Source organism: Actinoallomurus sp. NBC_01490 (assembly GCF_036227085.1).
GTDB lineage: Bacteria > Actinomycetota > Actinomycetes > Streptosporangiales > Streptosporangiaceae > Actinoallomurus > Actinoallomurus oryzae.
This window is the reverse complement of record NZ_CP109433.1, coordinates 7,518,098-7,542,440: the sequence shown is the minus strand read 5'-3', so window position 1 is coordinate 7,542,440 and position 24,343 is coordinate 7,518,098. Positions and strand designations below refer to the sequence as shown.

Genomic DNA, 24,343 nt, shown 5'->3' with positions numbered 1-24,343 from the left:
GCTCGTGACCTGACCGCCGGCACCGCGTGGAGTGTCGCCTGGCCGTCGGCACCGCGGACCGCGGCGGGGAACTTCTCCGAGGATCGGGGACCGTCCGGCCGCCGACCGGATAATGGCGGCTGTGAACCGTGCGACGACGTGGTGGGCCGCCCTGTCCCTCGCGATGAAGGCGGCGCTGGCGGGGTTGCTGCTGTTCGCGCTCGCACACCCGCACTGGGACCGCTTCGCGGACAAGGCCATGGGCATCCGCGCGATGACCTACCCCATCGCGGCGGTGCTCGTCCCCGTCGTCTGGTCGATCGTCCGCCGCCTGCGCGGGTCGGCCCGGTACCCGTGGGACGTGGACGCGCTGGTCGTCGCCCCGTTCGTCATCGACGTCGCGGGCAACGCCGCGACGTCGATGACACCCTCACCTGGTTCGACGACTTCTGCCACTTCGCCGACTGGACCCTGGTGAGCGCCGCGTTCGGCGCCGCGCTGCGGCGGGGGCCGGCGCTGCCGCGGTGGATGCCGGCGTTCGCCTGCGCCGGTCTCGGCGCGATCGCGGCGATCCTGTGGGAGCTGGCCGAGTACGCGACGTTCATCATGAACACCGACGAGGTGATCGGCATCTACCGCGACACGATCGGCGACGAGGTGCTGGGCCTGTCCGGCGCGACGGTCGCCGGAGTGCTCGTCGCCGTGCTCGGCCCGGCCCGTCCCGCGCCGGCCCGTCCCGCACCGGCGTATGACGCCGGGGACGCGCGGGAGGACTACAGCCCGCCGTGACCGGCGAAGACGCCCGCCAGCGCCAGTGCCAGGAGGACGCTCGCGAGCGTCAGCGTCGCCTCCGTGACGCCCAGGGTCCGGCTCCAGGGGGCGGGCCGGCGGATCACGGACGGGTACGGCTCCCGTGGCCGGCGGCTGCGCCACAGGCACACGGCGACGAGCGTGGCCGCTCCGGCGATCAGCACGGCCAGCAGCGCCGCGGCGAGAGGCAAGGACGCGCGGGACAGGCCGATCAGGAGCAGCGCGAGGCCCGCCGTGCCGGACAGCACCAGCGTGTGACCTGTGAGGTCACTCCGGGTGTCGCGTGCGCGGATGAGAAGGACCAACGGGAGCGCCGCACCCGCCGCCCAGGCGAACCCGCCACCGGAGAAGGCCAGGATCCCCGCGGCGAGGGCACCGGTGACGCCGGTCGACAGCGCCAACCCGGTCACCACGCCTTCCGCCCGGTACGACCACGCGCCCCGCGGCTCGGGCGGTGCCTCTTCCAGCTGCATGGGCACGTGCGGTGTCCTGGCCCTGATCCGCCGCGCGGTCCACTGGACGGTCCGCTGGACCGCCGGCACGACGGTGGCGACGAGGGCCACGGCGGCGGCGACCGACAGCTCGGGCACGATGAGGCCCAGACCGGTGGCGGCCGTACCGGCCAGCGCGACGCCGGCCACCGCGGAGAACACCGGCACCGCGCCGTCGGCGAGCACCGCGCCGGCCAGGGCCGTCGACGCGAGCGCGCCCAGGCCCGTCAGGGCATGAAGCAGGTCGAGGTGGGCGAGGTCGGTGGTGTGGAGGCCGGACAGGAACGCCAGAGGAAGAGCGCCGAGCCGGCAGGCGAGGCCGATGCCGGAGGCCCACGGCCGGCGCGCCGCGACCGCGCCCAGGCCGAGGAACACGAGGGCGAGCGCGCCGGCGACGGCCGTCGCCGCGATCCAGGGGAATCCGCCGAGCAGCAGAACCGCCACCGCGGCGGCGGACACGCCGCCCGTCACGCTCACCGTGAGGGTGGAGAGGCCCTCCGCCGAGCCGGAGTCGGCGCTCTCGGGCGCGTCGGCCTCGCCGGCGGAGAACTCGGGGAGCTGCCGCATCGCCGGGCGCAGGTAGAGCACATCGCCGTGGGTGAGGCTGACCTGTGCGGGCGTCATGCTCGCGTCGATGGCGGTCTCGTCCAGCCGCTGCAGGACCCAGCCGTCGTGTTCGAGCCCCACCTCGGCCAGATCCCGGCCCGAGTAACTCAGGATCACCGGAAGGAGATCGGCGAATGGCACGTCGACCGGAAGGGCCATGTCGACCCGGCGCTGGGGTCCTTCGACCGTGACCCGGCACAGCTCCTCGTCTTCCGCAAGATTCACCAGGGCCTCGCATTGCCGTATTACCGTCACCGAGCAGGATCGCCGAACTGATGCGACCCGGGGCGATCTGTTCCTAGACTGGCGGAAGTTGACTCGAGAATCCAACGCATCGGGAGTGGTGGCTTGCCGAGCACCGTCCTCGTCCGGCGCAAGGCGCGGAGAGTTCCTCCCGCGATGCCGCGCGACGAGATCTTCCTCGAGGCGCCTCCCGAACTCCCGAGAACCACGGATACGGGCTTTCGCAACACGCTGACCTATCTCGCGTTGGCCGGTGGCTGCGCCACGATGGTCCTCGTCCTGGTCGACGACCGGGCCGACCGCCTGCTGAAGATCACGATTCTCGTCCTGGCGCTGACGGTGATGATGGCCGTCGCGGGTCAGCTGGGCCGGAGGAGCGCCGCCGAGCCATCGGCGGGCATGCGTCCCGCCGCCGCCCGGCGCGACTATCTGCGCTACCTGCGGCAAATACACACGAGGCTCAGCAGGATCGCCCGGGATCAGCGCGCCGCGCTGACCTGGATGCATCCGGCCCCCGAACGCCTGTGGTCGCTCGTCACGAGCTCACGGCTCTGGGAGAGGCGCCCGGACGATTCCGATTTCGGCGTCGCCCGTTTCGGCACCGGCCCGCAGCAACTCGCGGCAGAACTCGTCCGGCCGGAGACACCGCCGGTCGATGATCTCGAACCGGTCAGCGCGGAAGCCCTCCGCCGTCTCCTCGCCAGCCATTCCATTCTGCCGGACGCCCCGGTGGGAATCGCTCTTCAGGCGTTCGGCCGCATTGTCCTGTCCGGAGAAAGAGACGCCGTTTGCGGCATGCTTCGCGCGGCGATCATGCAGCTCGCCGCATTCCATGCTCCCGAGGATCTGCGGATATCGGTCTGCGCGTCGACGGACCGGGTCCCCTACTGGGAATGGATCAAATGGCTTCCGCACGCGTCGCATCCGACCGCCCGCGACGCCGCCGGGCCCACCCGGCTCTTCGCCGACGATCTCACCGAGCTGGAGAATCTCCTCGATCTCGGCTACCGCCCGCGCAGAAGCCGGCACGGCGACCCGTTCCAGACGCCGTTCCACGTCGTCATCCTGGACGGTGGCGTCGTCACGCCGGACTCCTCCCTCGGCGCCGAGGGCCTCGCCGGAGTGTGCGTCATCGACCTCGGCGGCGCGACGAGCGGCGCGACGAGCGGGTGGCCGGACGACACGACCCTGGCGCTGGAGGTCTCCTACGACCAGGTGCGCATGCGCGATCACCCGGCCGGCGAGCCGGTGTGGACACCCGACCACGTCGGCTTTCCCCAGGCCGAGGCCCTGGCCCGCCAGCTCGCGCCGTTGCGGATCAGCCCGGTGCGCACGCCGGGCGAGGACTACACGGCCGCGAGCACGGCGCTGCCGTCGCTGCTCGGCGTGCCGGACGCCCGCGGCGCCGACCCGGAGGTCCTCTGGAGGCAGCGGGCGCACCGCGACCGGCTGCGGGTCCCCATCGGCGTCGACACCGACGGCCGGCCGGTGGAGCTCGACCTCAAGGCGTTCGCCGAGGGCGGCATGGGCCCGCACGGCCTGGTCATCGGGGCGACCGGCTCCGGTAAGGGCGAGCTGCTGCGCACCCTGGTCCTCGGCCTCGCGATGACGCACTCCCCGGAGGCCGTCAACTTCGTGCTCGTCGACTTCAAGGGTGGCGCGACCTTCCTCGGCCTGGAGCGGCTCCGGCATGTCGCGGGCCTCATCAGCGGGCTGGAGGAGGAGCCGTCGCTGGCCGACCGGATGTACGACGCGCTGCGCGGCGAGATGGTGCGGCGGCAGGAGTTCCTGCGGGCGGCCGGCAACTACGCCTCGCTGCGCGACTACGAGGCGGCGCGCGAGCGCGGCGCCCGGATACCGCCGATGCCGGCGCTCTTCGTGGTGCTGGACGAGTTCTCCGAGCTGCTGTCGGCCAGGCCCGATTTCGCCGACCTCTTCGTGATGATCGGCCGCCTGGGCCGGTCGCTCGGTGTGCACCTGCTGCTCGCGTCGCACCGCCTGGAGGAGGGCAAGCTCCGCGGGCTGGAGGCCTACCTGTCGTACCGCATCGGCCTGCGCACCTTCTCGGCCTCGGAGTCACGGGCCGTCCTCGGCGTCCCCGACGCGTACGAGCTTCCACCGGCCCCCGGCAGCGGATACCTGAAGATCAACAACGACTCGATGGTCCGCTTCATGGCGGCGAGCGTCTCCGCAGCGTACGAACCGGGGCGGTCCGGGGCCCTTGGCCCGTACGCGCGGCAGGGCCGCGACGGCGCGGGGGCCGCACAGGTCGTGCCGTTCGTGACCGGTCGCGTCGACCCGGAGGCCACCGAGAGTCCGGGCCCGCCGACGGTGCGGGACGACGAGGAAGACGAGCGAAGCGTGCTCGACGTCGTCGTCGAACGGCTCGCCGACCAGGGTCCGCCGGCACACCGGATCTGGCTGCCGCCGCTCGAGGAGTCCCCGACGCTCGACCGGCTCCTGCCTCCTCTGCGCACCACACCGGACCTCGGCCTGACCACGGCGGACTGGGAGGGGCGCGGCCGGCTGAACGCCGCGGTCGCCGTCGTCGACCGGCCGTCCGAGCAGCGCCGCGAGACGCTGTGGCTGGGGCTGTCCGGCTCCACCGGGCACGTCGCCGTGGTCGGCGCGCCACAGAGCGGGAAGTCGACGGTGCTGCGGACGCTGATCGCCTCACTGGCGCTGACCCACACGCCCCAGGAGGTGTGGATCTACTGCCTCGACCTCGGTGGCGGCGCCCTCGGCGGCCTCAGGGCGCTGCCGCACGTCGGCGGCGTGGCGGACCGGCTGGATCCCGACCGCGTCCACCGCACGCTCGCCGAGGTCGCCGCCGTCCTCGCCGAGCGGGAGCGCCGGTTCGCCGAGCAGGGCGTCGACGGCATCGAGGCGTACCGGCGGGCGCACGGCACGGGGCTCGCCGACGTGTTCCTCGTGGTCGACAACTGGATCGGCGTGCGCCAGGACTTCGAGCAGGCGGAGACGGCCATCACCGACCTGGCGACACGCGGCTTCGCCTACGGCGTCCACGTCGTGGCCTCCGCGAACCGTTGGGATGACTTCCGGGCGAGCATCCGCGACATGTTCGGTTCCCGCCTGGAGCTCAGGCTCGGCGACCCGGCCGACTCCGCGTTCGACCGGAAGGCGGCGGCCAACGTCCCGGAGAGACGGCCGGGGCGGGGGATCACCCCGGACGGCCTGCACTTCCTCGCCGCGCTCCCGCGGATCGACGGCGTGTCCGGCACCGACGGCCTCGCCGACGGCGTGCGGCGGCTGGTCGACGCGGTGAGCGAGTCCTGGACGGGCCCGGCCGCGCCGCAGGTCCGGATGCTGCCGGCGGTGCTCCCGTCGTCCGCGCTTCCGGCGGCGGAGAAGACCGGACGCCGCGTGCCGATCGGCATCGACGAGGACGCGCTGGCGCCGGTGCTGCTGGACTTCGACGTCGCGCCGCACTTCCTGGTCATCGGCGAGAGCGAGTGCGGCAAGTCGAATCTCCTGCGGCAGATCGCGAGCGCGCTCACCGAGCGGTACACCCCGGACGAGGCCCGGTTCGTCGTCTTCGACTACCGCCAGAGCCTGCTGCAGGCGACCGAGAGCGAGCACCGCATCGGCTACGCGGCGTCGGTGTCGGCGGCGGAGAGGCTCGTGCGGGACGTAGGCGACTCGCTGGCCCGGCGGCTGCCGTCGGCGGACGTCACGCCGCAGCAGCTGCGGGCCCGGTCATGGTGGAAGGGGCCGGAGGTGTTCGTGCTCGCCGACGACTACGAGCTCGTGGCCGCGCCCTCGGGCAACCCGCTGCTGCCGCTGGCCGAGTTCGTCTCCACCGCGCGCGACGTCGGCCTGCACGTCATCGTGGCGCGCGGCATCGGGGGCGCGGGCCGGGGCATGTTCGACCCGATCATCCAGCGCGTCACCGATATGGCGTCACCCGCACTGATCATGTCAGGCGGCGGGGACGAGGGCGTCCTCGCCGGCGTCAGACCCCGCCGGTTCCCTACGGGCCGGGGCGTTCTCACCGATCGGCGGACGGGTGCCCGCGTCGTCCAGACCGCCCTGTACGCCGGTGGAGAGCCGGGCGGCGTCGGCCGCGCCCTCGAGACGCCCACCGACGTGTAGCCCGGACATGGCCTCCAGGGAGAGACTCACATCGATGCCCGGCAAGGAAGACGGCAACCTCTGGTCCGGCCTGCCGAAGCTGGCGTGGCTCGTGACGCTGCTGCTCCCTCCGTCGGCCGTGGCCGCGCTGGCGCACGGCCTCGTCCACGAGCATCCGGTGATCGCCGTTCTCTCGGTCATCGCCTACTGGGCGGTGGTCACGGTCGGACGGTTCGTCGCCGGCATGGTCCGGGACCTGGTCCAGCGCCGGCGCGCGTCGTGGATCGAGGGCGCCGACCGGGCGCTGGGCATCAGGCTGACGCGGTTCAAGGGGAAGTACCTCCACCATCTCGCGCAGAACCTGCAGAAGATCGACCAGAAGGGGCTGTCGACGCCCGGGTTCTACACGCCCGACCTCGACGACGTGTACATCGACGTGAGCCTGGCCGTCAGGGCGCCGAACCAGATACGCGGCGACCTGCTGGCCGACGCGGCCTCCGAGTCGACCGAACGCCGCTCCATCACCGACTTCCTCGACGGGGTGACCCCGGCCGTCATCGCGGTCGTCGGGGCGCCCGGCAGCGGGAAGACCACGCTGCTGCGGTACACCGCGCGCCGGATCTGCCAGCACCGCAGGGGCCGGCGACGGACGGTCCCGATCCTGCTGTACCTGCGCGACCACATCCACACGATCAACACCACACCGCGGATCGCGCTGGACAAGGTCGTGCACGACACGCTCGGCCGGCTCGGCCCCGACGAGCCGTCCGGCTGGTTCGAACGGCAGATCCGCGACGGAAACTGCCTCGTGCTGCTGGACGGCCTCGACGAGGTCGCCTCCGAGGCGGACCGCCGGCGGGTCGCCGACTGGATCGAGCTCCAGATCCGGGAGTATCCGGAGAACGACTACGTCATCACGTCGCGGCCCCGCGGCTATGAGGCCACGCCGATCGAGGGCGCCACCGTCCTGCAGACGCGGCGGTTCACCGACGAGCAGATGTCCCGGTTCATCAGTTCGTGGTACGCCACCATCGAACGCCAGGCGTCCGCCGGGCAGAACGACGAGCTCCTGGCGCGCTCGGCCGAGGAGGGCGCGGAAGATCTCCGCCGGCGGTTGCGGGAGTCACCCGGGCTGTACGAGCTGACCGCGAACCCGCTGCTGCTGACGATGATCGCCAACGTGCATCGCTTCCGCGGGTCCCTGCCGGGCAGGCGGTTCGACCTGTACAGCGAGATCTGCCAGGTGATGCTCTACCGGAGGCTGGAGGCCAAGAAGCTGGCGGTCGAGCCCCGCGGGGACCAGAAGGAGATGCTGCTGCGGGTGCTGGCGCTGGAGATGATGAAGCGTCGCGTACGCGATCTGACCAGGGCCGAGTGCGTCGCCATCCTCCGGCCCGCGGTGCGGCGCGTGTCCCAGGAGCTGTCCGCGGAGTCGTTCCTGGACGACGTCAGCATGAACGGCCTGGTCATCGAGCGGGAGAACGGCGTCTACGCCTTCACCCACTTCACCTTCCAGGAATACCTGGCCGCGGCGCGCCTGAAGGACAAGGGCCTCGTCTCGGTGCTGGTCGACGCGGTGGACGACGACTGGTGGCGCGAATGCACGCTTCTCTACGCCGCTCGTAGCGACCCCGGCCCCATCGTCGAGGCGTGTCTTCGATCCCGCAGCCCGGCCGCGCTCGCCCTGGCCTTCTACTGTGCCGACGACGCAGGCGAACTCGCCCCCGAGCTTCAGGACGAGCTGAACCACGTGCTGGAGCAGGCCGACTCGGACAGCGTGGAGCACAACCGGCTCGTCGCCAGCGTTCTGGTGGCGCGCCACCTCCACCAGCTCGTGTACGCCTCCAACGGAAGCCGCATCTGCGCCCTGCCCGTCAACTGGGAGATCTATGAGCTCTTCCTCCGGGACGCGCAGCGGAAGCGGCGGCCGGACGACGCGGTGACGCCCCGGGCCGGCCGCGAGATCGCGCTGGGCACCCGCGCGAGCGACGCGGCAGCGTTCGTCACCTGGGTGAACGAGCTGCTCGGCGGTGAGCTGTTCCACCGCCTGCCCACGTCGGCGGAGCTGGAGGACCGCAGAGTGCAGCGGATCATCCGCCGTCCCGGCGTCTGCTACTGGACCCAGCCCGCCGATCGCGGGGCGAGCCCGGCGCTCTGGATACCGGAGGGAACACCCCATCCGGGCTCCGTGGAGGGCGGCCTGCTCCGGGACGACGTCGTCGCGGATCTCCGCCGTCAGACGCCGGCCCTGATCGCGATCTTCCTGGTGCGCGCGAAGTCGGCCGTCGGCGTTCTTCTCCGCCTGCTCGACACCGCCTCCGACCCCGGTCTCGACCGGACCCTGGCCCAGCTCACGGACCTGGCGACCGCTCTCAACGCGGCGTTGGCCAACAACCTCGTCGGCGCCTTCGACATCGGTCTCAACCTGGAGTTCGGCCTGAATCGCGACAACGCGAGGGTCCGGGAGGTCGTCGACCAGCTGAGCGCGGAGATGCCCCGGACGATCGCGGAGTTCGTCCGCGAACTGGCCTGGGACCTGGTGGCCGACCTCACGATCGGACTCGAACTCGCGCAGGGGGGAGAGTCCCCGCACGCGGGCGACCTGGCGCGCATCCGCGGCGCGCTGCTCGCCCTCCGGCACGATCTCGAACGCGACCGGCGCAGGTCCGCGCGCGCGAGACAGCGCACCGGCGCCGGCGATCTCGCGAGCGCGCACGAGCGCGTGCACGATCTCGCGATCGGCCGTGCGCTCTCCCTGAGCCTCTCGCGCACTCTGCGGGACGACCACCAGCGTCCGCAGGCCGTCGTCGACGGCTTCGCGGAGCGGTTCGCGGACACCGCGCGCGTCGGCGGCACCGGCTTCACGGTGTCGCCCGACGAGTGCCACCGGTTGGTCACGGACGCCGTCGCGGAGATCCAGAGCGTTCTGCTGAAGGCGCCGAACCTCCTGCCGTCGACGCTGTGGGCGGCGGAGATGGCCAAGACCCTCGAAAGCGTGGCCGGCCCGGTCTTCGACCGGAGCGACGACCTCACCGACACGACCGCCACCGCGATACGGCTCGGCGCGCTCTGTCTCGCCGTCGAGGCCGACATCCGGCGGAGAACCGGTCTGGGCGACCTGTTCCGGCACATCGCGGCGGGCGTCACCTGGCTCGAACGGCGGCGTACGGGCCGCTCCGACGCGGCCGAGGCGATCGTCATCGCGAGTGACTGACACCGAAGCACGGCGCCCGGACGGCACGGTCGGGGTGGCGGCCGTCGCGGGCACCGGCACCGGTGTGATCGTCGACGTCGCCGGCACCACCGACGTCATCGCCCGGCTGCACGCCGAGCCGCACGCCGCCCCCGACGCGATCCTCAACCCCTACCTGGTGGACGGCCTGTGGACGCTGGGCGGCCCGACCGGCATGACCGGCGGCGCGGTCGCCGCGCTGGCCGGGCTCACCGGCGGCGATCCGGGTCTGGCCGGTGCCGGGGACCTGCCCGCCGGCAGCGACGGCCTGCTCGTTCTCCCGTCGCTGACCGGCAGCCGGTTCCCCGACCAGTGCCCGGCCGAACGCGGCGCGCTGTGAGGGCTGACGCCCGCGCACCGGCCCGAACACGTCGTCCACGCCGCGCACGAGGTCGCCGCCTACCTCGTACGCGAGGCCGTCTCCCGGCTGGACACGCCGGGGGCGGACACCGCTCCGGTGCTGATGGGCGGCGGCGCGATCCGCGCCCCGTGGCAGGCGCGCCTGCGCGCCGACGTCCTGGGCCGGCCGGTGCTGGTCTCGGCCGAACCCGATGTCAGCCCGCGCGGCGCGGCGATGCTGGCTCTCGTCGGCGCGGGGGAGTGCCCCGACCTGCGGGCCGCCCACCGGGCCCTCGGCCCGAACGTACGCCGCTACGAAGCCGATCCGCGGCGCAGCGCGCGCTACGACGAGCTGTTCACCGCCTGGCGCACGGTCCGGGCGGCGATCCGTTCCGCCGGCGAGCCCGGACGCTGACCCGCACGGGCCGGGGCCGGCGAAGGCTCAGGTCGCGTACACCTCCAGTTCGGCGACCTGGGCGGCCGGCCAGCCGGTGTTGGCGGTGACGTTCACGCGGACGTACCGGACGCTGGAGGGCGGAAAGGTGATCGTCACCGCGTTGCCCGACGACGGGTCGAAGACGTGACCGGCGGAGCCGCTCAGCGTGGTGAACGAGGAGCCGTCGGTGCCGCCCTGGACCGACAGCGTCTGGGTGCGCGCGCCCCACGACGGCGGCAGCCGCAGCACGACACGGCCGACGCTCGTCGCGGTGCCCAGGTCCACCTGCACCCACTGCGGCAGCGCGTTGTTCGCGCTCTCCCAGTAGCTGCCCGGGTCGCCGTCCACCGCGTTGCCCGACCCGTAGCTCTGTGTGTGGCTGCTCTCGGCCGTGGCCCGGCCCGCCGCGAGGTTCGGGTTCCCGTTCCCGCCGCCGGACACCACCGGGCGCGTCGGCCGGGTCGGGGTGAGTGCGAGCCGTCCCTTGAGCATGCGGCCGCCGTCGGCGGTCAGGCGCAGGTAGTAGTCCGACGAGCAGGCCGTACCGTCCTCGTCCAGCGCCCACAGGCCGGACCCGGACGGGACCGTGGCGGCGGTCTCGGCGGTCTTGGCGATCTGGTTGCCCTCGTTGAACTCATCGAACATCGAGATGTAGATGCCCTGCACGCCCGCCCGCACCATGTTGTAGAACTGGCGCCACATGAAGTCGCCGTGCGTCCGCTGGCGCGCCGACACGTCGCCGGGCAGCACGCACGGCTGGTAGTCGATGCCGTGGGCGTCGCAGTCGGCCTGGTCCGGCACGGTGAAGCCGGTGTAGAAGCGGTCGGAGTCGGCGGCGGTGCCGATCCGGCCGACCATCCACGGCGAGATCATGTTGAAGGCGTGGTAGACGTCGAGGTAGCCGGCGCGCGAGTCGCTCACCCCGGTCCGCCAGTTCGTCGGCACGCCGCCCATGACGTAGCAGCCCTGGCCCTTGAACCAGTCGACCACGTCCAGGCAGGCCGCGGCGCTCCACGGGTGGTTGTCGTCGGCGAAGCCGAAGCCCCAGATGCCCACGACCGGCCTGCCGTTCTGGCGGGCGTACGCGGAGGAGGCCGTGTGCGCCTTCATCTTGTTCGTCCAGTCGGCCTTGATCTCCGGCTGCATGCTCGTCCAGCCGGAGACGTCGTACATGATGTAGAACTTCCGGCCGGTCGATTCGGCGGCCGAGCGCACCTTCGCCGCCATGGCGTCGCGGGTGGGGCCCTCGCCGCCGGTCGGGTCGAAGCGCTGGAGCGCGGCCGTGTCGCAGCCGTTGTCGCGCATCCAGGCGAAGTGCGTGTCCACGGTCTGCTGGTCGTAGGAGGAGAACAGCGTCGCCGGCTGCCCGTTGTTCAGGTTCGCGTACGCCGTCTGGTATCCGTGGGCGAACTCCCGCATGTCCGGCCAGGCCTTGATGGCGGTGTTGCCCGGTGAGGGCGGGCGTCCCCAGTCCTGGCTCCAGTGCCATCAGCCGTTGATCGGCGCGCCGTCGCCGGGACAGGCGAACCAGCCCTGGTGACCCACCGTGATCTTGCCGACGACGTCACCGGGCCCGCTCGCGGCGCTCGCCGGGCTGTGCACCGCCGACACGATCTGCGACCCACTGGCCGCGGCGACGACCGAACCGGCCATCGCGGACGTCAGGAACCTTCTGCGGGAGATGCCCACGTCTTCCCCCGATCTCAGCCTCGTTTGCCCCCGAGCCACGCCACGCCGACGCATGCGGATGTGGCTCGGCAACTCCTGGTGGAGGCTTGTGTGCGAGGCTTCGTCCTCTGAGTGCATCCGACTGGATTTCCATCTTGGTGACGCAAAAGAACGCTACGATTGCGTACTGTGAAGATCGTCGTGCGAGTGAAGCTCATGCCGGATGCCGGGCAGGCCTCGGCGTTGGAGCGGACCCTGTCGGCGGCGAACGAGGCCGCGAACCGGGTTTCGGTGGTGGCGTTCGAGCGTTTTGGGCTCAGGGCGCGGGAGTTGCCGCTGCGGAAGCTGTGCTACGGCGAGTTGAAGGCTCAGGGGTTCGGGGCGCAGGCCGCGCAGCACATCATCAAACGAACGGTCGATGCCTACACCACCCTGCGGGCGAACATCCGTAACGGCAGGCTCGGCGGGGAAGGCTCCCCACGGCGCCGCAAGGCCACCTCCGAACCGGTCCGGTTCCGCCGGTACGCGGCGCACACCTATGACGATCGCTGCCTGTCGTGGAACTACGATGCTCAGACCGTGTCGATCTGGACGCTGGACGGACGGATGAAAAATGTCCGGTTCGCCTGCTCGCCGGGAGCGCTCAAGCAACTTGTCGAATCTCGTCAAGGCGAGTCCGACTTAGTGTTCCGGGACGGCAAGTGGTTCGTGACCGCTACCTGTGAGGTGCCCGAGGCTCCCCAGTTCGCGCCGAAGGACTGGATCGGGGTGGATCGGGGTGTGGTCAATCTGGCCACTACCTCCGATGGAGACAACTATCAGGGGCGGAGGTTGGACAGGTATCGGCGTTGGCAGGCCCGCAAGCGGGCCGAACTCCAGGCCAAGAAGACTCGTTCGGCCAAACAACTCCTCCACAAGCGCGCTCGCCGTGAGGCGCGGCACGCCACTTACATCAACCATGCGGTCTCCAAGCAGGTCGTTGTCGTCGCGGCACGCACCGGTCGCGGTATCGCCGTCGAAGAATTGAGCGGTATCCGCGGGCGGGTCACGGTTCCTCGCGATCAGCGGGCACGCCTGTCGTCCTGGCCGTTCCACCGACTGGGGCAGTTCCTGGCGTACAAGGCGCGCCGCGCCGGTGTGCCGTTCTTGGAGGTGGACCCTGCTTACACGTCGCAGCATTGCCCGCGCTGCGGCCATACCGAAAGGGCCAACCGGCCCGATCGGGACACCTTCCGCTGTCGTCGGTGCGGCCTCGCTGGACCCGCCGACCACGTCGCCGGGGTCAACGTGCGCCAACGCGCACGCTCGGCGTGGGTATTCGTCAACATGCCCGAACCCGCCCCCGCAAAAGCGAACGGGTAGATGTGCCCCCGGACACGTCAGCCAGCCGCGCCCGGGGAGCATAAACGAGGCCTCAAGGATCTGAGTCAACGAACTCGATCCTTAAAAACCGAGTAGTTGACTGAGGACCCGTACCCAAGGGCATGCCGGGATCACGAACCGGGCCGGTTCCGGCGCGACCGTGCGGTACGAGGCGGCCGACGGCCTCGGCGGCATCGATCGCGCCGTCGCCCTGGCCAGGACCGTCGACGTGCCGATCGTCTTCGCGACGTACCCGCAGAGCGAGGGAGGCGACAACGCCTCGATCGACCTGCCCGGCCGGCAGAACCAGCTGATCTCCTCGGTGGCCGCCGCCAACCCGAAGACGATCGTGGTGCTGCACACCGGGTCGGCGGTGACCATGCCCTGGCTGGGCCGGGTCGCCGGGGTGATCGAGGGCTGGTACGGCGGCCAGGAGGTCGGCAACGCACTGGCCGCGATCCTGTTCGGCGATGTCAGCCCGTCCGGCAAGCTGCCGGTGACGTTCCCGGCGCGCCTGGCCGACGTGCCCGCGCACACGATCGCCCAGTGGCCGGGGAACGGCGGCCGGGTGCGCTACTCCGAGAAGCTGAACGTGGGGTACCGCTGGTACGACGCGCGGAACATCACGCCGCTGTTCCCCTTCGGGTACGGCCTGTCGTACACGACGTTCTCCTTCCGCGACCTGCACGTGGGCTCGCTCAGGCCGGACGGCTCGACGGTGACGGCCACGGTGACCGACACCGGCACCCGCGCCGGCGCCGAGGTCGCCCAGCTGTACGTCGGCGCGCCCGCCTCGACCGGCGAGCCGCCGCATCAGCTCAAGGGCTTCCAGCGGGTCGAGCTGCGACCGGGCCAGAGCCGGACCGTCCGCTTCACCCTGACCGCGCACGACCTGGCGCACTGGGCCGACGCGACCGGCGGATGGACGACGACACCCGGTGCGTACCGGATCCTCGTCGGCGACTCCTCGCGGCACCTGCCGTTGAGCGGCACGCTGAACGTCACGCGCACGCCGCGGAGCAACGTGTCCGGCACCCCGAGCCGCGGCGGCTCGATGATCGTCGCCAACCCGCACGGCATGAGCAGCCGGGTGGGCGCCCCGGTGTCCCTGCGGATCGGCGCCGTGAGCACCGCGGCGGCGAAGCTCACCTTCACGGCGTCGGGCCTGCCCGCGGGCCTGTCCATCACTCCGTCGGGCACGATCACCGGCCGCGCCGACCACAGGGGCACCCACACGGTCACCGTGACCGCGAGTGACTCCTCCGGCGCGTCCGGCACCGCCACCTTCATCTGGACCACGACCGCCGAGAAACCCCGGTAAGTACGGCCACTCATGCCTGGCCGCCACCGCGCGGGAGATCGAGGCACGACCGTTGATTACCGCCTCACAGGCCGTAAACCCTGAATGGGTGGGACCAGTATCACCCAAACGGCGACCCTGAATGCGGCGGGAGACCGACTCTCGCACTCGAGCCCGGCAATCCTTTGTGCGTCGCTGCGGGATATTGACATCTGTGGAGGGTTGTAAAAACATGCAAAGTATCCGCGTTAACCGGGTCCCACGAGATTGGGCGAACGCGGGTCATAGCACGGTAAATCCGCCGTGCTCCCTTCTCACTCTCGCGGAAGGAGGAGAGAATGCCGGAATCCATGTTCGACATCGACGAGCTTGAGCTGCCCCAAGCCCAGGCGGACCGTAGCGACGTCGGCACCGTCGACCTGACTCCCTGCCACGGCTGCGCCACAAGCTGCCGGTAACTGCCACCCGAAGTAGCCACTAGGCGGGCCAGTGGCTCGATTCAGGTCACTGGTCCGTTCAATTCTTGAATCGGCGTCATTCGCCGGACAGGATCGGTGGGCATTGCGCATTGCCATCGTGGGCAAGTATCCGCCCATCCAGGGCGGCGTCAGCGTCAATACATATTGGGACGCTCATATTTTGGCGGCCGCGGGTCACGAGGTCCATATCGTGACGAACGCCGACGAGGTGGAAGTCGAATACCGGATGGCCGAGGAAGCGTACGCGGAAGCCGCCGGACCAGCTGGGACAGGGGCGGTAACGCTGCATGGAACGGTGAGCGACCCGGCTCTGCTGCGGTTGATCCCAGCGGCCAATCCGTTCGTGAGCAAGCTTGCCGGCCTGGCGATCGACCTGCACCGGCGGCGGCCCCTCGACCTGCTGTACGGGTACTACCTCGAGCCCTACGGAGTCGCCGCCTCGATCGCGGCGGTTCACACTGGTACACCGTTCGGCCTCCGCCATGCGGGCAGCGACATCGGACGGCTCTACCGTCACCCGGGCCTGACCGCCACCTACCAGGAGATCGCCAAGTCGGCCGATTTCTGGCTCACCGGACACCTGGCCCGCCGCGGCCTCCGTCACCTCGGCGTCGACGATGAGCTGATCTATACGACCGGCCCGCACAGCGTGCCGACGGACCACTTCCACCCGGACGCCACGCCACTGGAGCTGGCGGCCGTCATCAAGTCGCTCGGCGCGACCGTCGGTACGGGCCCCGGCTTCGATCCGACGGCACCGACCATCGGCTGCTACGGGAAGCTCGGCCTCGGCAAGGGCACCGACCGGCTGCTACGGGCCTTCGCCGGCGCGCGCGGCCGGACCGGCGCCGGCAACCTGGTACTCGTGTCCAGCGGGCCGCAACACGCTCTCGCCGCACTCCGCCGGATGGCCGAGGACCTCGACGTGGCCGGCTCGGTGGCCATCCTGCCGTTCATGCCGCCACAGCTGGTGCCCAACTTCATCGCCGCCTGCACCGCGATCGCCTACCTGGAGCATGACTTCCCCGTCGCGACGCACCGGCCCGCCGCACCGCGGGAGACCTTCGCCACCGGGCGGTGCCTGATCCTGTCCGCGGACGTCGCCGAATACCAGCACTTCCGCGACCGGCTGCGGTCCGGACAGAACTGCCTGCTGGTCGATCCGCGCGATGCCGACGCGCTGGCCGGTGCGGTTCACCACGTCCTCGCGGACCCGGCCGCCGCGGCCCGGATCGGGTCGGCCGGGCACCAGATGACGCGCGATCTGGAGGACTGGCCACGCTACCGCCGCCATCTGGCGGAGACCTTCACTCAGATCGGCGAGGACATCACTCGACGGAGGATGCAGATGACGATGGCGGAGACCCAGGCGGCGCTCGCCCGGCTTTACGTCGACGAGGCGTTCCGGGGCTGGTTCCAGCACGCCCCGGACGATGCTCTCGCCAAGTACACGCTCACCGAGCAGGAACGGAGCATCCTCGCCTCGATCGACCGCAAGATGCTGGCGATCTTCGCCGACAGCCTCCGGGTCAAGCGTGGCGAACGCATCATCGCCGCCTTCCCGCTCTGCGCCCTGGCCTTCGGCGAGGAGACGGTGGTCCGTTACTTCGACCGCTTCTACGACCTGCATCCCGCCATGCCGGGAGAGACCACGTCAACGGCCCTCATCGCCTTCGGCCGCTTCCTCACAGAGTGCATTCAGGTCGACCCGGACCTGCCCGGCTATGCCGGCGACCTCACTCGATACGAGGCGGCCATCAATCAGCTTCGCCACAGCACGGTCGACGCCGACGACCTGCTGCTGCTCGGCGCGACGGCCGAACCGCCGGCGGACGGACCGCTGCTGCCCACCGCCCGGCCGCGAACCGCCGACGGCGTGATGGTCCTCGCCTTCGGCTACGACATCCCGGCCATCGCCGACGCGCTTGCCGATGGTCCCGTGCCGGAGCCCGCGGCCAAGCCGACCAACGTCGTGTTGCGGCCCGGGACCGGCGGCGCGCCCACGCCGTTCGGCATCTCCCCGGCGGTCGCGGCTCTGCTCGGCGAGTGCACCGGCGACCAGACGGTCGAGGACATCCGGGCCGCCATGGCGGCGCGCTTCCCCGCCGCGAACCTCACCCCGGACGCGGTGGACGGGGCGCTGCGGAACTGCCACGCTCGCGGGTTCATCCGCTTCCGCCTCGGCACTGCCACATGACGGCCACCCGACGACCATGTGCGGGCCCGACGATCGGCCTGGCCCACCAGTCAATGTAAGGAGCGAGCGCATGCCGGTGAATCTCGCCTCGATACCGTACCTGGGGTCCGGCCTGGGCTACCGCGAGGAACTCGCCGACGGGATCGCCGCAGCCCGGGACGAGATCGACTTCGTCGAGGTCCTGGCCGACAAATACATCTCCCAGCCACAACTCCTCGACGAGTTGCGCGAGATCCGCGACCTGTACCCGGTGATCCCGCACGGCGTCGGGCTGTCCATCGGAACCGTCGGCCCGGTGCCGCCCGACTACCTGGCCGGCATGAGGCGGGTCAGCGACGTCTCCGGCGCCCCGTACTACAGCGATCACCTGTGCATGACCAAGGTGCCGGGCATCGACCTGCACCATCTGGCCCCGCTCTGGCGGACCGAGGAGGTTCTGGAGAGCATCATCGGCAAGGTCGACACCATCCAGCAGACCCTCGGCAAGCCACTCGTGCTGGAGACCATCAGCTATCTGGTCGACTTCGACTCGCCGATCAGCGAGCCGGACTTCTTCCACCGGCTCACCGAGCGCACCGGCTGTGGCATCCTGCTCGACCTCACCAACGTCTACAGCAACTCGGTCAACCATCTCTTCGACCCGCTCGAGTACCTCCAGCGGCTGCCGCTGGACCACGTGGTGCAGGTGCACCTCGCCGGCGGATTCTGGGCTCACGGCGTGCTCATCGACGGGCACTCCCATCCGGTCCCCGAGGAGGTATGGGAACTGCTGGCCGAGCTTTGCGGGCGGATCGATCTGAAGGCCTCGATCCTGGAGCAGGACGCCAACCTGGACAGCCTGCGACCGCTGCTGGAGCAGGTCTGGCGGGCCCGGTCGATCATGCGGAATCCGGTGGTGGCGTGACGCCGGACCCACACGTCACCGCCGCGTTGCGACCGGGCGTCCGGTGCCGGCTCAGCGCCCGCGCCCGCGCCGCCCAGCTCACCGACCGGCGGCACGAGGAGATCCTCACCGGGCTCACCGGCGGCCAGGTGGCCGTGCTGGAGCGCCTGTCCAGCCAGGAATGCCGGCTGCCGGTGCTGCGCCTGATGGCCGGCGGTGGCTCGTTCGTGGACCGGCTGCTCGACGGTGGCTGGGTCCGGCAGGCCGTGTACGCCGGCGCCGACCACCTGTACTCGATCGAGCCGGTGCGGCCACGCACTCCGCCGTCACCCGGCCGCGCCTTGTCCCGGTTCACCGTGCTACGGGCCGTCGCCGGCGGGCTCTTGCTGGAGTCGCCGCTGGCCTGGGCCGATCTCCGGCTGCACCATGACGCCGTCGGCCGTGAGTTGGGCCGGCTGGCCGGCCTGGCGGGTGCGGGGGCGAGCGGACCGGCTGCCCGGTTGCTCGCCGACCTGCAATACGCGGGCCTGACCACCGCCGACGGCGAGGACGAGGAACTGCGACTGCGCCAGTGGCAGCCACACGAGCTCTGGTTCCACCACCGCAGTCGGCTGACCGGGCGAGCCCGCGCCGGCGTTGACTTCGGCGCCACGTGGTGGGCGGACGGGCTGTTCGACCAGCCGCCGCCGACGGCCGCGCCGCGTGGCGACGGCATCCCGCTCGCCGCCGCCGACCCCGCGCTTGTGGCGAAGACCGATCCGAGCCTGGGCCAAGTGCTGCGGCGGCGCCGTTCCATCCGAGAACACGACGACGCCAATCCGATCACGGTCGGCCAGTTCGGCGAGTTCCTGGACCGCTGCGGGCGGGTCGCGCACGTCACCGCGGACGGCCGCCAGGTCACCCTGCCGTATCCGACCGCCGGCTCGACCGGCGGCCTCGAACTGTATGCGGTGGTCCGGCTTGTGGATGGCCTGTCGCCGGGCCTTTACCACTATGACGGGGCGGCCCACCGGCTGCACCCGCTGGCCGCACCGGAGCCTGCGGTCCGCGAGCTGCTGGGCAGAGCGGCCGACTCGGCCGGCGTGGCCGCCAAACCACAGGTCCTCGTCATCATCTCGGCCCGTTTCGGGCGGGTGATGTGGAAATACCAGACGATGGGCTACGGGCTGATCCTGAAGAACACCGGTGTGCTGTTCCATCTGATGTACCTGGTCGCCACCGCGATGGACCTGGCACCGTGCGCGCTCGGGGCCGGCGATGCCGAGCTGTTCAGCCGCGCCGCCCGACTGGACCCGGCGGCGGAATCGAGTGTCGGGGAGTTCCTGCTGGGTTCACGACCGGTGGACGGGTGAGGGATGGGCCTACTGCTGCGCGCGGACGCCGAGTTCGTGCCCACCGCCGAAGGGCTGTGGATCGTCACCAATCATGGTGCGCAGCGGATCCACGACCCTGCCCTCTACCGCCAGATCGACCACGTGCGGACGTTGCTGACCGGCGACCTCGACCGCGCCGGGATCCTCGCGGCGGCGCCGGAAGCCGAGCGTGTGCTGGCGGCACTGGCCGGCGCGCGGGCGCTGCGGGACGGCACTCCCGGTGCGGCCGCCGATTCGGCCGAGGCCGCGTTCGTGGGCTCCTTCGTCGGCGATGCCGCCACACGGGTGACGGCGTTCCGGACCGCCCGTTACCTGCTGGCCGGGACCGGACCGTTGGCCGGTGCGGTGGCCGATGCCTGCCGGGTGGCCGGGTTGACGTCAGTGACCGCCGTCGCGGACATCGCCGGCGGCGAGGAGGCGGATCTGCTCATCGACGTCACCGGCCGCGACACCCTGACCTGGGCCGCGCCGGGCCGGCCGGCGCTGGTCGCGCGGGCCGCCCTTCGCCCCGGCCAGGCGTGGTTGGCACCGGTGTGCCCGGCCGCCGACACGGTGCCGTGGTCGAAGGTGTGGGCCGGGACGGCGTCGCCCGACGGCGGTCAGGGCACGGCCGCTGTACTGCGGGTCGTGGCCGCTCAGCTGGTGCAGCGCGTGTTGCGCCGGGTCACCGCGGCGCATCACGGCGCGCCACCGGCCACGTTCCGCCGCATCGATCTGGACGGTCTCGCCGCGACCGAACACCGTCACCCGGGCGACGGGCTCCGGCGACCGGGGGCTGCCGATGACTGACCTGCCGGTCCGCGTGGTCGGGGCCGGACCGCTGCTGCCGGCGCTGCACGCCACCTTCTCGAACCCGGGGAGCGATCCGGCGGAGCTGATCGTCTCCGTCGGGCAGGCCGCGCCGTCGCCGGCCGCCACCCCGGTGCTCGCGGTCCGCGCCGAGCGCGGCCGGGTGGCGGTGGGACCCCTGGTGACGGCCGGCGTGCCCGGCTGCCATCGCTGCGCCGACACCCGGCGCAGGCGCGCCGCCGACGACCCCCGGGTACTGGACCTTCTCCGGGAGCCGGCGCCCGCGGCCGCGTCGTGGCTCACCGCGTTGGCCGCCGACGCGGTCGCCGCCGTGGTGCTCGACGAGGCCACCCGGCAACTGGTGCCCGGCGCCGGACCGCCGCGCACCCGATGCGCGATGCTCTTCGTCGAGCTGGCCGGCCTGACCGTCGAACGGAGCGCGTTCATCCCGGACCCGGCCTGCCCGTTCTGCGCCCCGCCGCCGGCCCCGGCGGCCGCCCCAGAGCTGACCGGCCGGCCGAAACGGTCGCCTACCGCATACCGGCTGCGGCCCGCGGCCGCCGAACTGGACCGGCTCCGCGCAAGCTATGTCACCGGCCCGGCCGGCCTCATCCGGCTCGGTGCTCCGGTGGCCGACGGCGGGATGGTGACGACCGAGGCGATCGCCGCCGTCGGCGAGTCGGAATCCATCTCCGGGTTCGGGCACCACCGCGACGCGGCGACAAGTGCCGCCGCCGCGATCTTCGAAGCCATGGAGCGGTTCGGTGGCATGGCGGCGGGCCGGCCCACCGGAGCGATCCGCGCGAGCTACCGGGAGGTCGCCGACCGGGCGGTCCCGCCAGAGCTCTTCGGCCTCTACCCGGCCGACCGTTACACCGAGCTCGACTTTCCCTACGAGCCCTTCACCGAGCAGCTGGAACTCGGCTGGGTGCCCGGGTACTCGTTCGGCGAGCAGCGCACCGTCCTGATACCCGAGTCCCTGGCCTACTACCGGCTGCGCCGCGGGCCACTGCTCGCCCTCACCGCCTCCAGCGGCTGCGCCGTCGGCGCCAACGTGACGGAGGCGATCCTGCACGCGCTGGTCGAAGTGGCCGAGCGCGACGCCTTCCTGATCGCCTGGCACACTCGGCTGACGGTGCCGCGGATACGTCTGGACGCCCGTGCCGACCCGGCGGCAGCGGCGGCGATCGAGGTGCTCCAGGCCCGGACCGGCTACCGGGTCGAGCTGTTCGACATCACCGTCGACACCGGTGTGCCGTCGATCTGGGCGGTGGCCCGGACCGATCGGCCCGGCCGTCCGAGCGTCGTGTGCACGGCGGCCGCGCACCTGGACCCGAGTGCGGCGGTCGTGAAGGCCGCCGGCGAACTGGCGATGCTCATCCCGTTGGTCACGGCCGACTACGCAACGCGCCGGTGGCGGATCCCGCTCATGGCCGAACGTCCCGCCTACGTCCGGCGCATGGCCGACCATGGCCTGCTGTTCGCCGATCCGGATATCGCCCGCCGTCTCGACCATCTGGGCGCCGACGGCGCCGAGGTGGAACTGGCGAAGGTGGGCGGCCTGCCGCTGATCCGGCACGGGGACCTGCGCGACGACCTGCTCGAGGTGATCGATCGGTTCGCCGCGGCCGGCCTGGACGTCATCGTCGTGGATCAGACGACCGCCGAGCACCGGGCCGCCGACCTGGCGTGCGTGCGGGTGCTGGCGCCGGGCACCTTGCCGATGACCTTCGGGCATGACAACCGTCGCCTGCACGGTCTGCCCCGGCTGCTGTCGGTGCCCGCGTTGCTCGGCCGGCGAATGAGCCCGCTGTCAGCGGCCGAGATCGACCACCATCCGCATCCGATGCCATGACCCGCAGCCCGGCGACCGCCCGTTCTGGCCCAGCGACCCAAGGAGCCGCGATGCCGCCCAGCAGCGACCGCGATGTCGTCTTCATCCTTGCCCCCGCCCGGTCCTGTTCCACCGTCGCGATCGCCCTGCTGTCCGGCCATCCGCTGCTGTACGGATTCCCGGAGCTGCTCATCTTCACCGCCGACACGATCGGCGGGCTGCTCGGCCCGCACGAACAGCTCGACCTGCCGCCCGATTGGCGGTCCGCGCAGCAGAGCGGCATTCTGCGCGCCGTCGCCGAAATCCACGATGGCGGCCAGGACGAGGCGGCGATCAACCGGGCCCGCACATGGCTGGCCGACCGCGTGGACTGGCCCACCACGCGGCTGCTCGACCATCTGCTCGACGCGGTGCGGCCGCGAATCGGGATGGAGAAGTCGCCGGACACGCTCAACACACCGACCGCGCTCAAGCGCTGCTTGGAGGCCTATCCGCGAGCCCGGTACCTGCACTTGACGAGGCATCCGCACAGCACGGCGGTCTCCATGGCCGGCCACCGGGCACGGATCGGCGGCGGCCGGCCGACCGCCGCGGAGCGACGCGGCACCCTCACGCACTGCTGGTGGACCTGGTACCGCCAGCACACCAACGCCGTCGTGGCGCTGGACGCGCTGCCTCCACAGCGATGGTTGCGAATCCGCGCTGAAGACCTGATCGGTGATCCGCTCCGCCACCTGCCGCGGGTGCTGCGCTGGCTGGAGGTCGAGGTCGACGACACCATCCTGCGGGACATGTGCGAGGTGTCACGGTGGCCCTTCACCGGCGGCGGCGAGTCGGGCCGGCTGGGCGGTGGGGATGCGGGCTTTCTCGACGATCCGGTGCTGCGTCCGGTGCCGGCCCCGCCGCCGATGCGCTACGACCCCGAGGTCGGGTTCGATCACACCACCTGGCGGGAGTACGCCCGGCTCGCCGCGCTGCTCGGATATCGGTGACCGCCGTGGCGGGGTGGGCGCACGGGACCGTGGTGATCGCCGGGGCCGGGCTCGGCGGGCTCGCGCTGGCGCACGGCCTGGCTGCCGCGGGCATCCCCGTGGCGGTCTACGAGCGGGAGACGACCGCGAACGCGCGCTATCAGGGACACCGGATCAGCCTGAGCCCGGCCGGCCTGGCGGCGCTGCGATCGCTACTGCCGGATCGGCTGTTCACCCTTGTGACGGCGACCGCCGCACGGCCCTACCAGGGAAGTGCCGTCTACGACGCGAACCTGCGGCCGCTGAAGCGGCAGTCGGTCCCGGCCGCCGGCGGATCGCTGAGCTGCTGCCGCCACACGTTGCGCGAGATTCTCCTGCACGAACTGGCCGACCGGGTGGCGTTCGGCCGCCCGGTCACGGGCTTTCGCGAACTGAACGACGGTGTTGCCGTGGACATCGCGGGCGATCCCGGCGCCGTGGCGGCCGGCCTGCTCGTCGGCGCCGACGGCGTCGCCTCGGCGGTGCGCGGCCAGGTCCTGCCGGACATGCGGCCCGCCGAGCTGCGGTGGGCGATCTACGGCCGGACGGCGATCGACCGGGACATCGGCAGGTCGATCCCCGGTGGCGTTCTTGCCGGCTTCAGCCGGGTGCTCAGCCCCGAGGGAATCGGCATGAGCATCGGCCCATTCCGCAAACGGCGGGCGTTCAGCGAGGCGGCGGCCGACATCGCGCCGGGCCTGACGATCACCGAACTGCCCGACTGTCTCATGTGGACGCTCGGCGGGACGATCGCGCGGGCTCCGCTGGGCCTGGAGGAGCTACGCGACGCCGACCCCGGGACGCTGCACCGCATCGCCCGCGAGCAGACGGCGAGCTGGCATCCGGTGCTGCACGGCATCGTCGGCGGGGCCGACGTCTCGACGCTGCTGGCCATCACGGTCCGGGCGGCGCCCGCCATCGACGGCTGGAGCGCACCGCGCGTGACCATGCTCGGCGACGCCGTGCACGTGATGCCGCCGGGCCGGGCGCTCGGCGCGAACACCACGTTCCGCGACGCCGCGCTGTTGACCACGACGCTCCAGGCGGTGGCCCGCGGCGCGGACGATCTGGTCACGGCGAAGGCCGACTACGAACGGCGGATGCTCCGCTACAGCGCCGAGGCGGTGGCGACTTCCGTCGCGATGACGGCAGGTCGTGCGTAAAAGGAGGCGTTGGCGGCCGCCGCACGGCGGCCGGCGATCTCGACCACATAGAGCTCA

General features: G+C 71.6%; 18 protein-coding genes. 15 read left to right on the top strand and 3 right to left on the bottom strand.

The window, feature by feature from the left end; translation table 11 throughout:
* Positions 1–121 precede the first annotated feature (121 nt).
* A complete protein-coding gene (locus OG417_RS34835; protein ID WP_329237876.1) occupies positions 122–457 on the top strand; it encodes a hypothetical protein in 336 nt (111 codons plus the stop codon).
* Complete coding sequence (locus tag OG417_RS34830; RefSeq protein WP_329237873.1) at positions 454–768, top strand: hypothetical protein; 315 nt, start codon at positions 454–456, stop codon at positions 766–768. Before OG417_RS34835 ends, OG417_RS34830 begins: the two co-directional genes overlap by 4 nt.
* Here OG417_RS34830 and OG417_RS34825 read toward each other — a convergent pair.
* Positions 753–2,111, bottom strand: a complete 1,359-nt coding sequence (locus OG417_RS34825) for an EsaB/YukD family protein (protein ID WP_329237870.1) — start codon at positions 2,109–2,111, stop codon at positions 753–755. The two genes, OG417_RS34830 and OG417_RS34825, sit on opposite strands and share 16 nt — an antisense overlap.
* Before the next feature lie 123 nt (positions 2,112–2,234).
* On the opposite strand from OG417_RS34825, the gene eccCa reads away from it, so the two are divergent.
* From eccCa to OG417_RS34805, 4 genes are read left to right on the top strand one after another with little or no spacing between them, the layout of a single operon-like run.
* Complete coding sequence (gene eccCa / locus OG417_RS34820; protein ID WP_329237867.1) at positions 2,235–6,242, top strand: type VII secretion protein EccCa; 4,008 nt, start codon at positions 2,235–2,237, stop codon at positions 6,240–6,242.
* A 34-nt stretch (positions 6,243–6,276) separates the two neighbouring features.
* A complete protein-coding gene (locus OG417_RS34815; protein WP_329237864.1) occupies positions 6,277–9,435 on the top strand; it encodes an NACHT domain-containing protein in 3,159 nt (1,052 codons plus the stop codon).
* The gene (locus OG417_RS34810; RefSeq protein WP_329237862.1) at positions 9,428–9,793 is read left to right on the top strand and encodes a hypothetical protein; all 366 of its coding nucleotides are present in this window, start codon (positions 9,428–9,430) and stop codon (positions 9,791–9,793) included. The genes OG417_RS34815 and OG417_RS34810 overlap by 8 nt, the downstream gene beginning before the upstream one ends.
* 3 nt (positions 9,794–9,796) lie before the next feature.
* Positions 9,797–10,207, top strand: coding sequence for an FGGY-family carbohydrate kinase (locus tag OG417_RS34805; RefSeq protein WP_329262796.1), 411 nt, complete (start codon positions 9,797–9,799; stop codon positions 10,205–10,207).
* Between the two features lie 27 nt (positions 10,208–10,234).
* On the opposite strand, the gene OG417_RS34800 is transcribed toward OG417_RS34805, so the two are convergent.
* Complete coding sequence (locus tag OG417_RS34800) at positions 10,235–11,647, bottom strand: discoidin domain-containing protein (RefSeq protein WP_329237859.1); 1,413 nt, start codon at positions 11,645–11,647, stop codon at positions 10,235–10,237.
* 69 nt (positions 11,648–11,716) lie between these two features.
* On the bottom strand, positions 11,717–11,917 hold the full coding sequence (locus OG417_RS34795; RefSeq protein WP_329237856.1) for a hypothetical protein: 201 nt from the start codon (positions 11,915–11,917) through the stop codon (positions 11,717–11,719).
* Positions 11,918–12,085: 168 nt separating this feature from the next.
* On the opposite strand from OG417_RS34795, the gene OG417_RS34790 reads away from it, so the two are divergent.
* From OG417_RS34790 to OG417_RS34750, 9 genes are all read left to right on the top strand, one after another.
* Positions 12,086–13,258, top strand: coding sequence for an RNA-guided endonuclease InsQ/TnpB family protein (locus OG417_RS34790; protein ID WP_329237854.1), 1,173 nt, complete (start codon positions 12,086–12,088; stop codon positions 13,256–13,258).
* 160 nt (positions 13,259–13,418) lie between these two features.
* Positions 13,419–14,579: a glycoside hydrolase family 3 C-terminal domain-containing protein gene (locus OG417_RS34785; RefSeq protein ID WP_329237851.1), complete on the top strand. Its 1,161-nt coding sequence runs from the start codon at positions 13,419–13,421 to the stop codon at positions 14,577–14,579.
* 540 nt (positions 14,580–15,119) lie between these two features.
* Positions 15,120–17,234 carry a glycosyltransferase gene (locus OG417_RS34780; RefSeq protein WP_329237847.1) on the top strand — a complete coding sequence of 705 codons (2,115 nt, stop codon included), beginning with the start codon at positions 15,120–15,122 and terminating at the stop codon, positions 17,232–17,234.
* A gap of 70 nt (positions 17,235–17,304) precedes the next feature.
* On the top strand, positions 17,305–18,138 hold the full coding sequence (locus tag OG417_RS34775; protein ID WP_329237844.1) for a DUF692 domain-containing protein: 834 nt from the start codon (positions 17,305–17,307) through the stop codon (positions 18,136–18,138).
* Positions 18,135–19,469, top strand: a complete 1,335-nt coding sequence (locus OG417_RS34770; protein WP_329237842.1) for a SagB family peptide dehydrogenase — start codon at positions 18,135–18,137, stop codon at positions 19,467–19,469. Before OG417_RS34775 ends, OG417_RS34770 begins: the two co-directional genes overlap by 4 nt.
* Positions 19,470–19,472: 3 nt before the next feature.
* Entirely contained in the window at positions 19,473–20,279 is an 807-nt protein-coding gene (locus OG417_RS34765; RefSeq protein ID WP_329237839.1) for a hypothetical protein, read from the top strand.
* A complete protein-coding gene (locus OG417_RS34760) occupies positions 20,272–22,134 on the top strand; it encodes a TOMM precursor leader peptide-binding protein (RefSeq protein WP_329237836.1) in 1,863 nt (620 codons plus the stop codon). Before OG417_RS34765 ends, OG417_RS34760 begins: the two co-directional genes overlap by 8 nt.
* A 50-nt stretch (positions 22,135–22,184) precedes the next feature.
* Positions 22,185–23,105, top strand: a complete 921-nt coding sequence (locus OG417_RS34755) for a sulfotransferase family protein (RefSeq protein ID WP_329237833.1) — start codon at positions 22,185–22,187, stop codon at positions 23,103–23,105.
* Positions 23,102–24,286, top strand: a complete 1,185-nt coding sequence (locus OG417_RS34750; protein WP_329237830.1) for an FAD-dependent oxidoreductase — start codon at positions 23,102–23,104, stop codon at positions 24,284–24,286. Before OG417_RS34755 ends, OG417_RS34750 begins: the two co-directional genes overlap by 4 nt.
* The last annotated feature ends 57 nt before the right edge of the window (positions 24,287–24,343 follow it).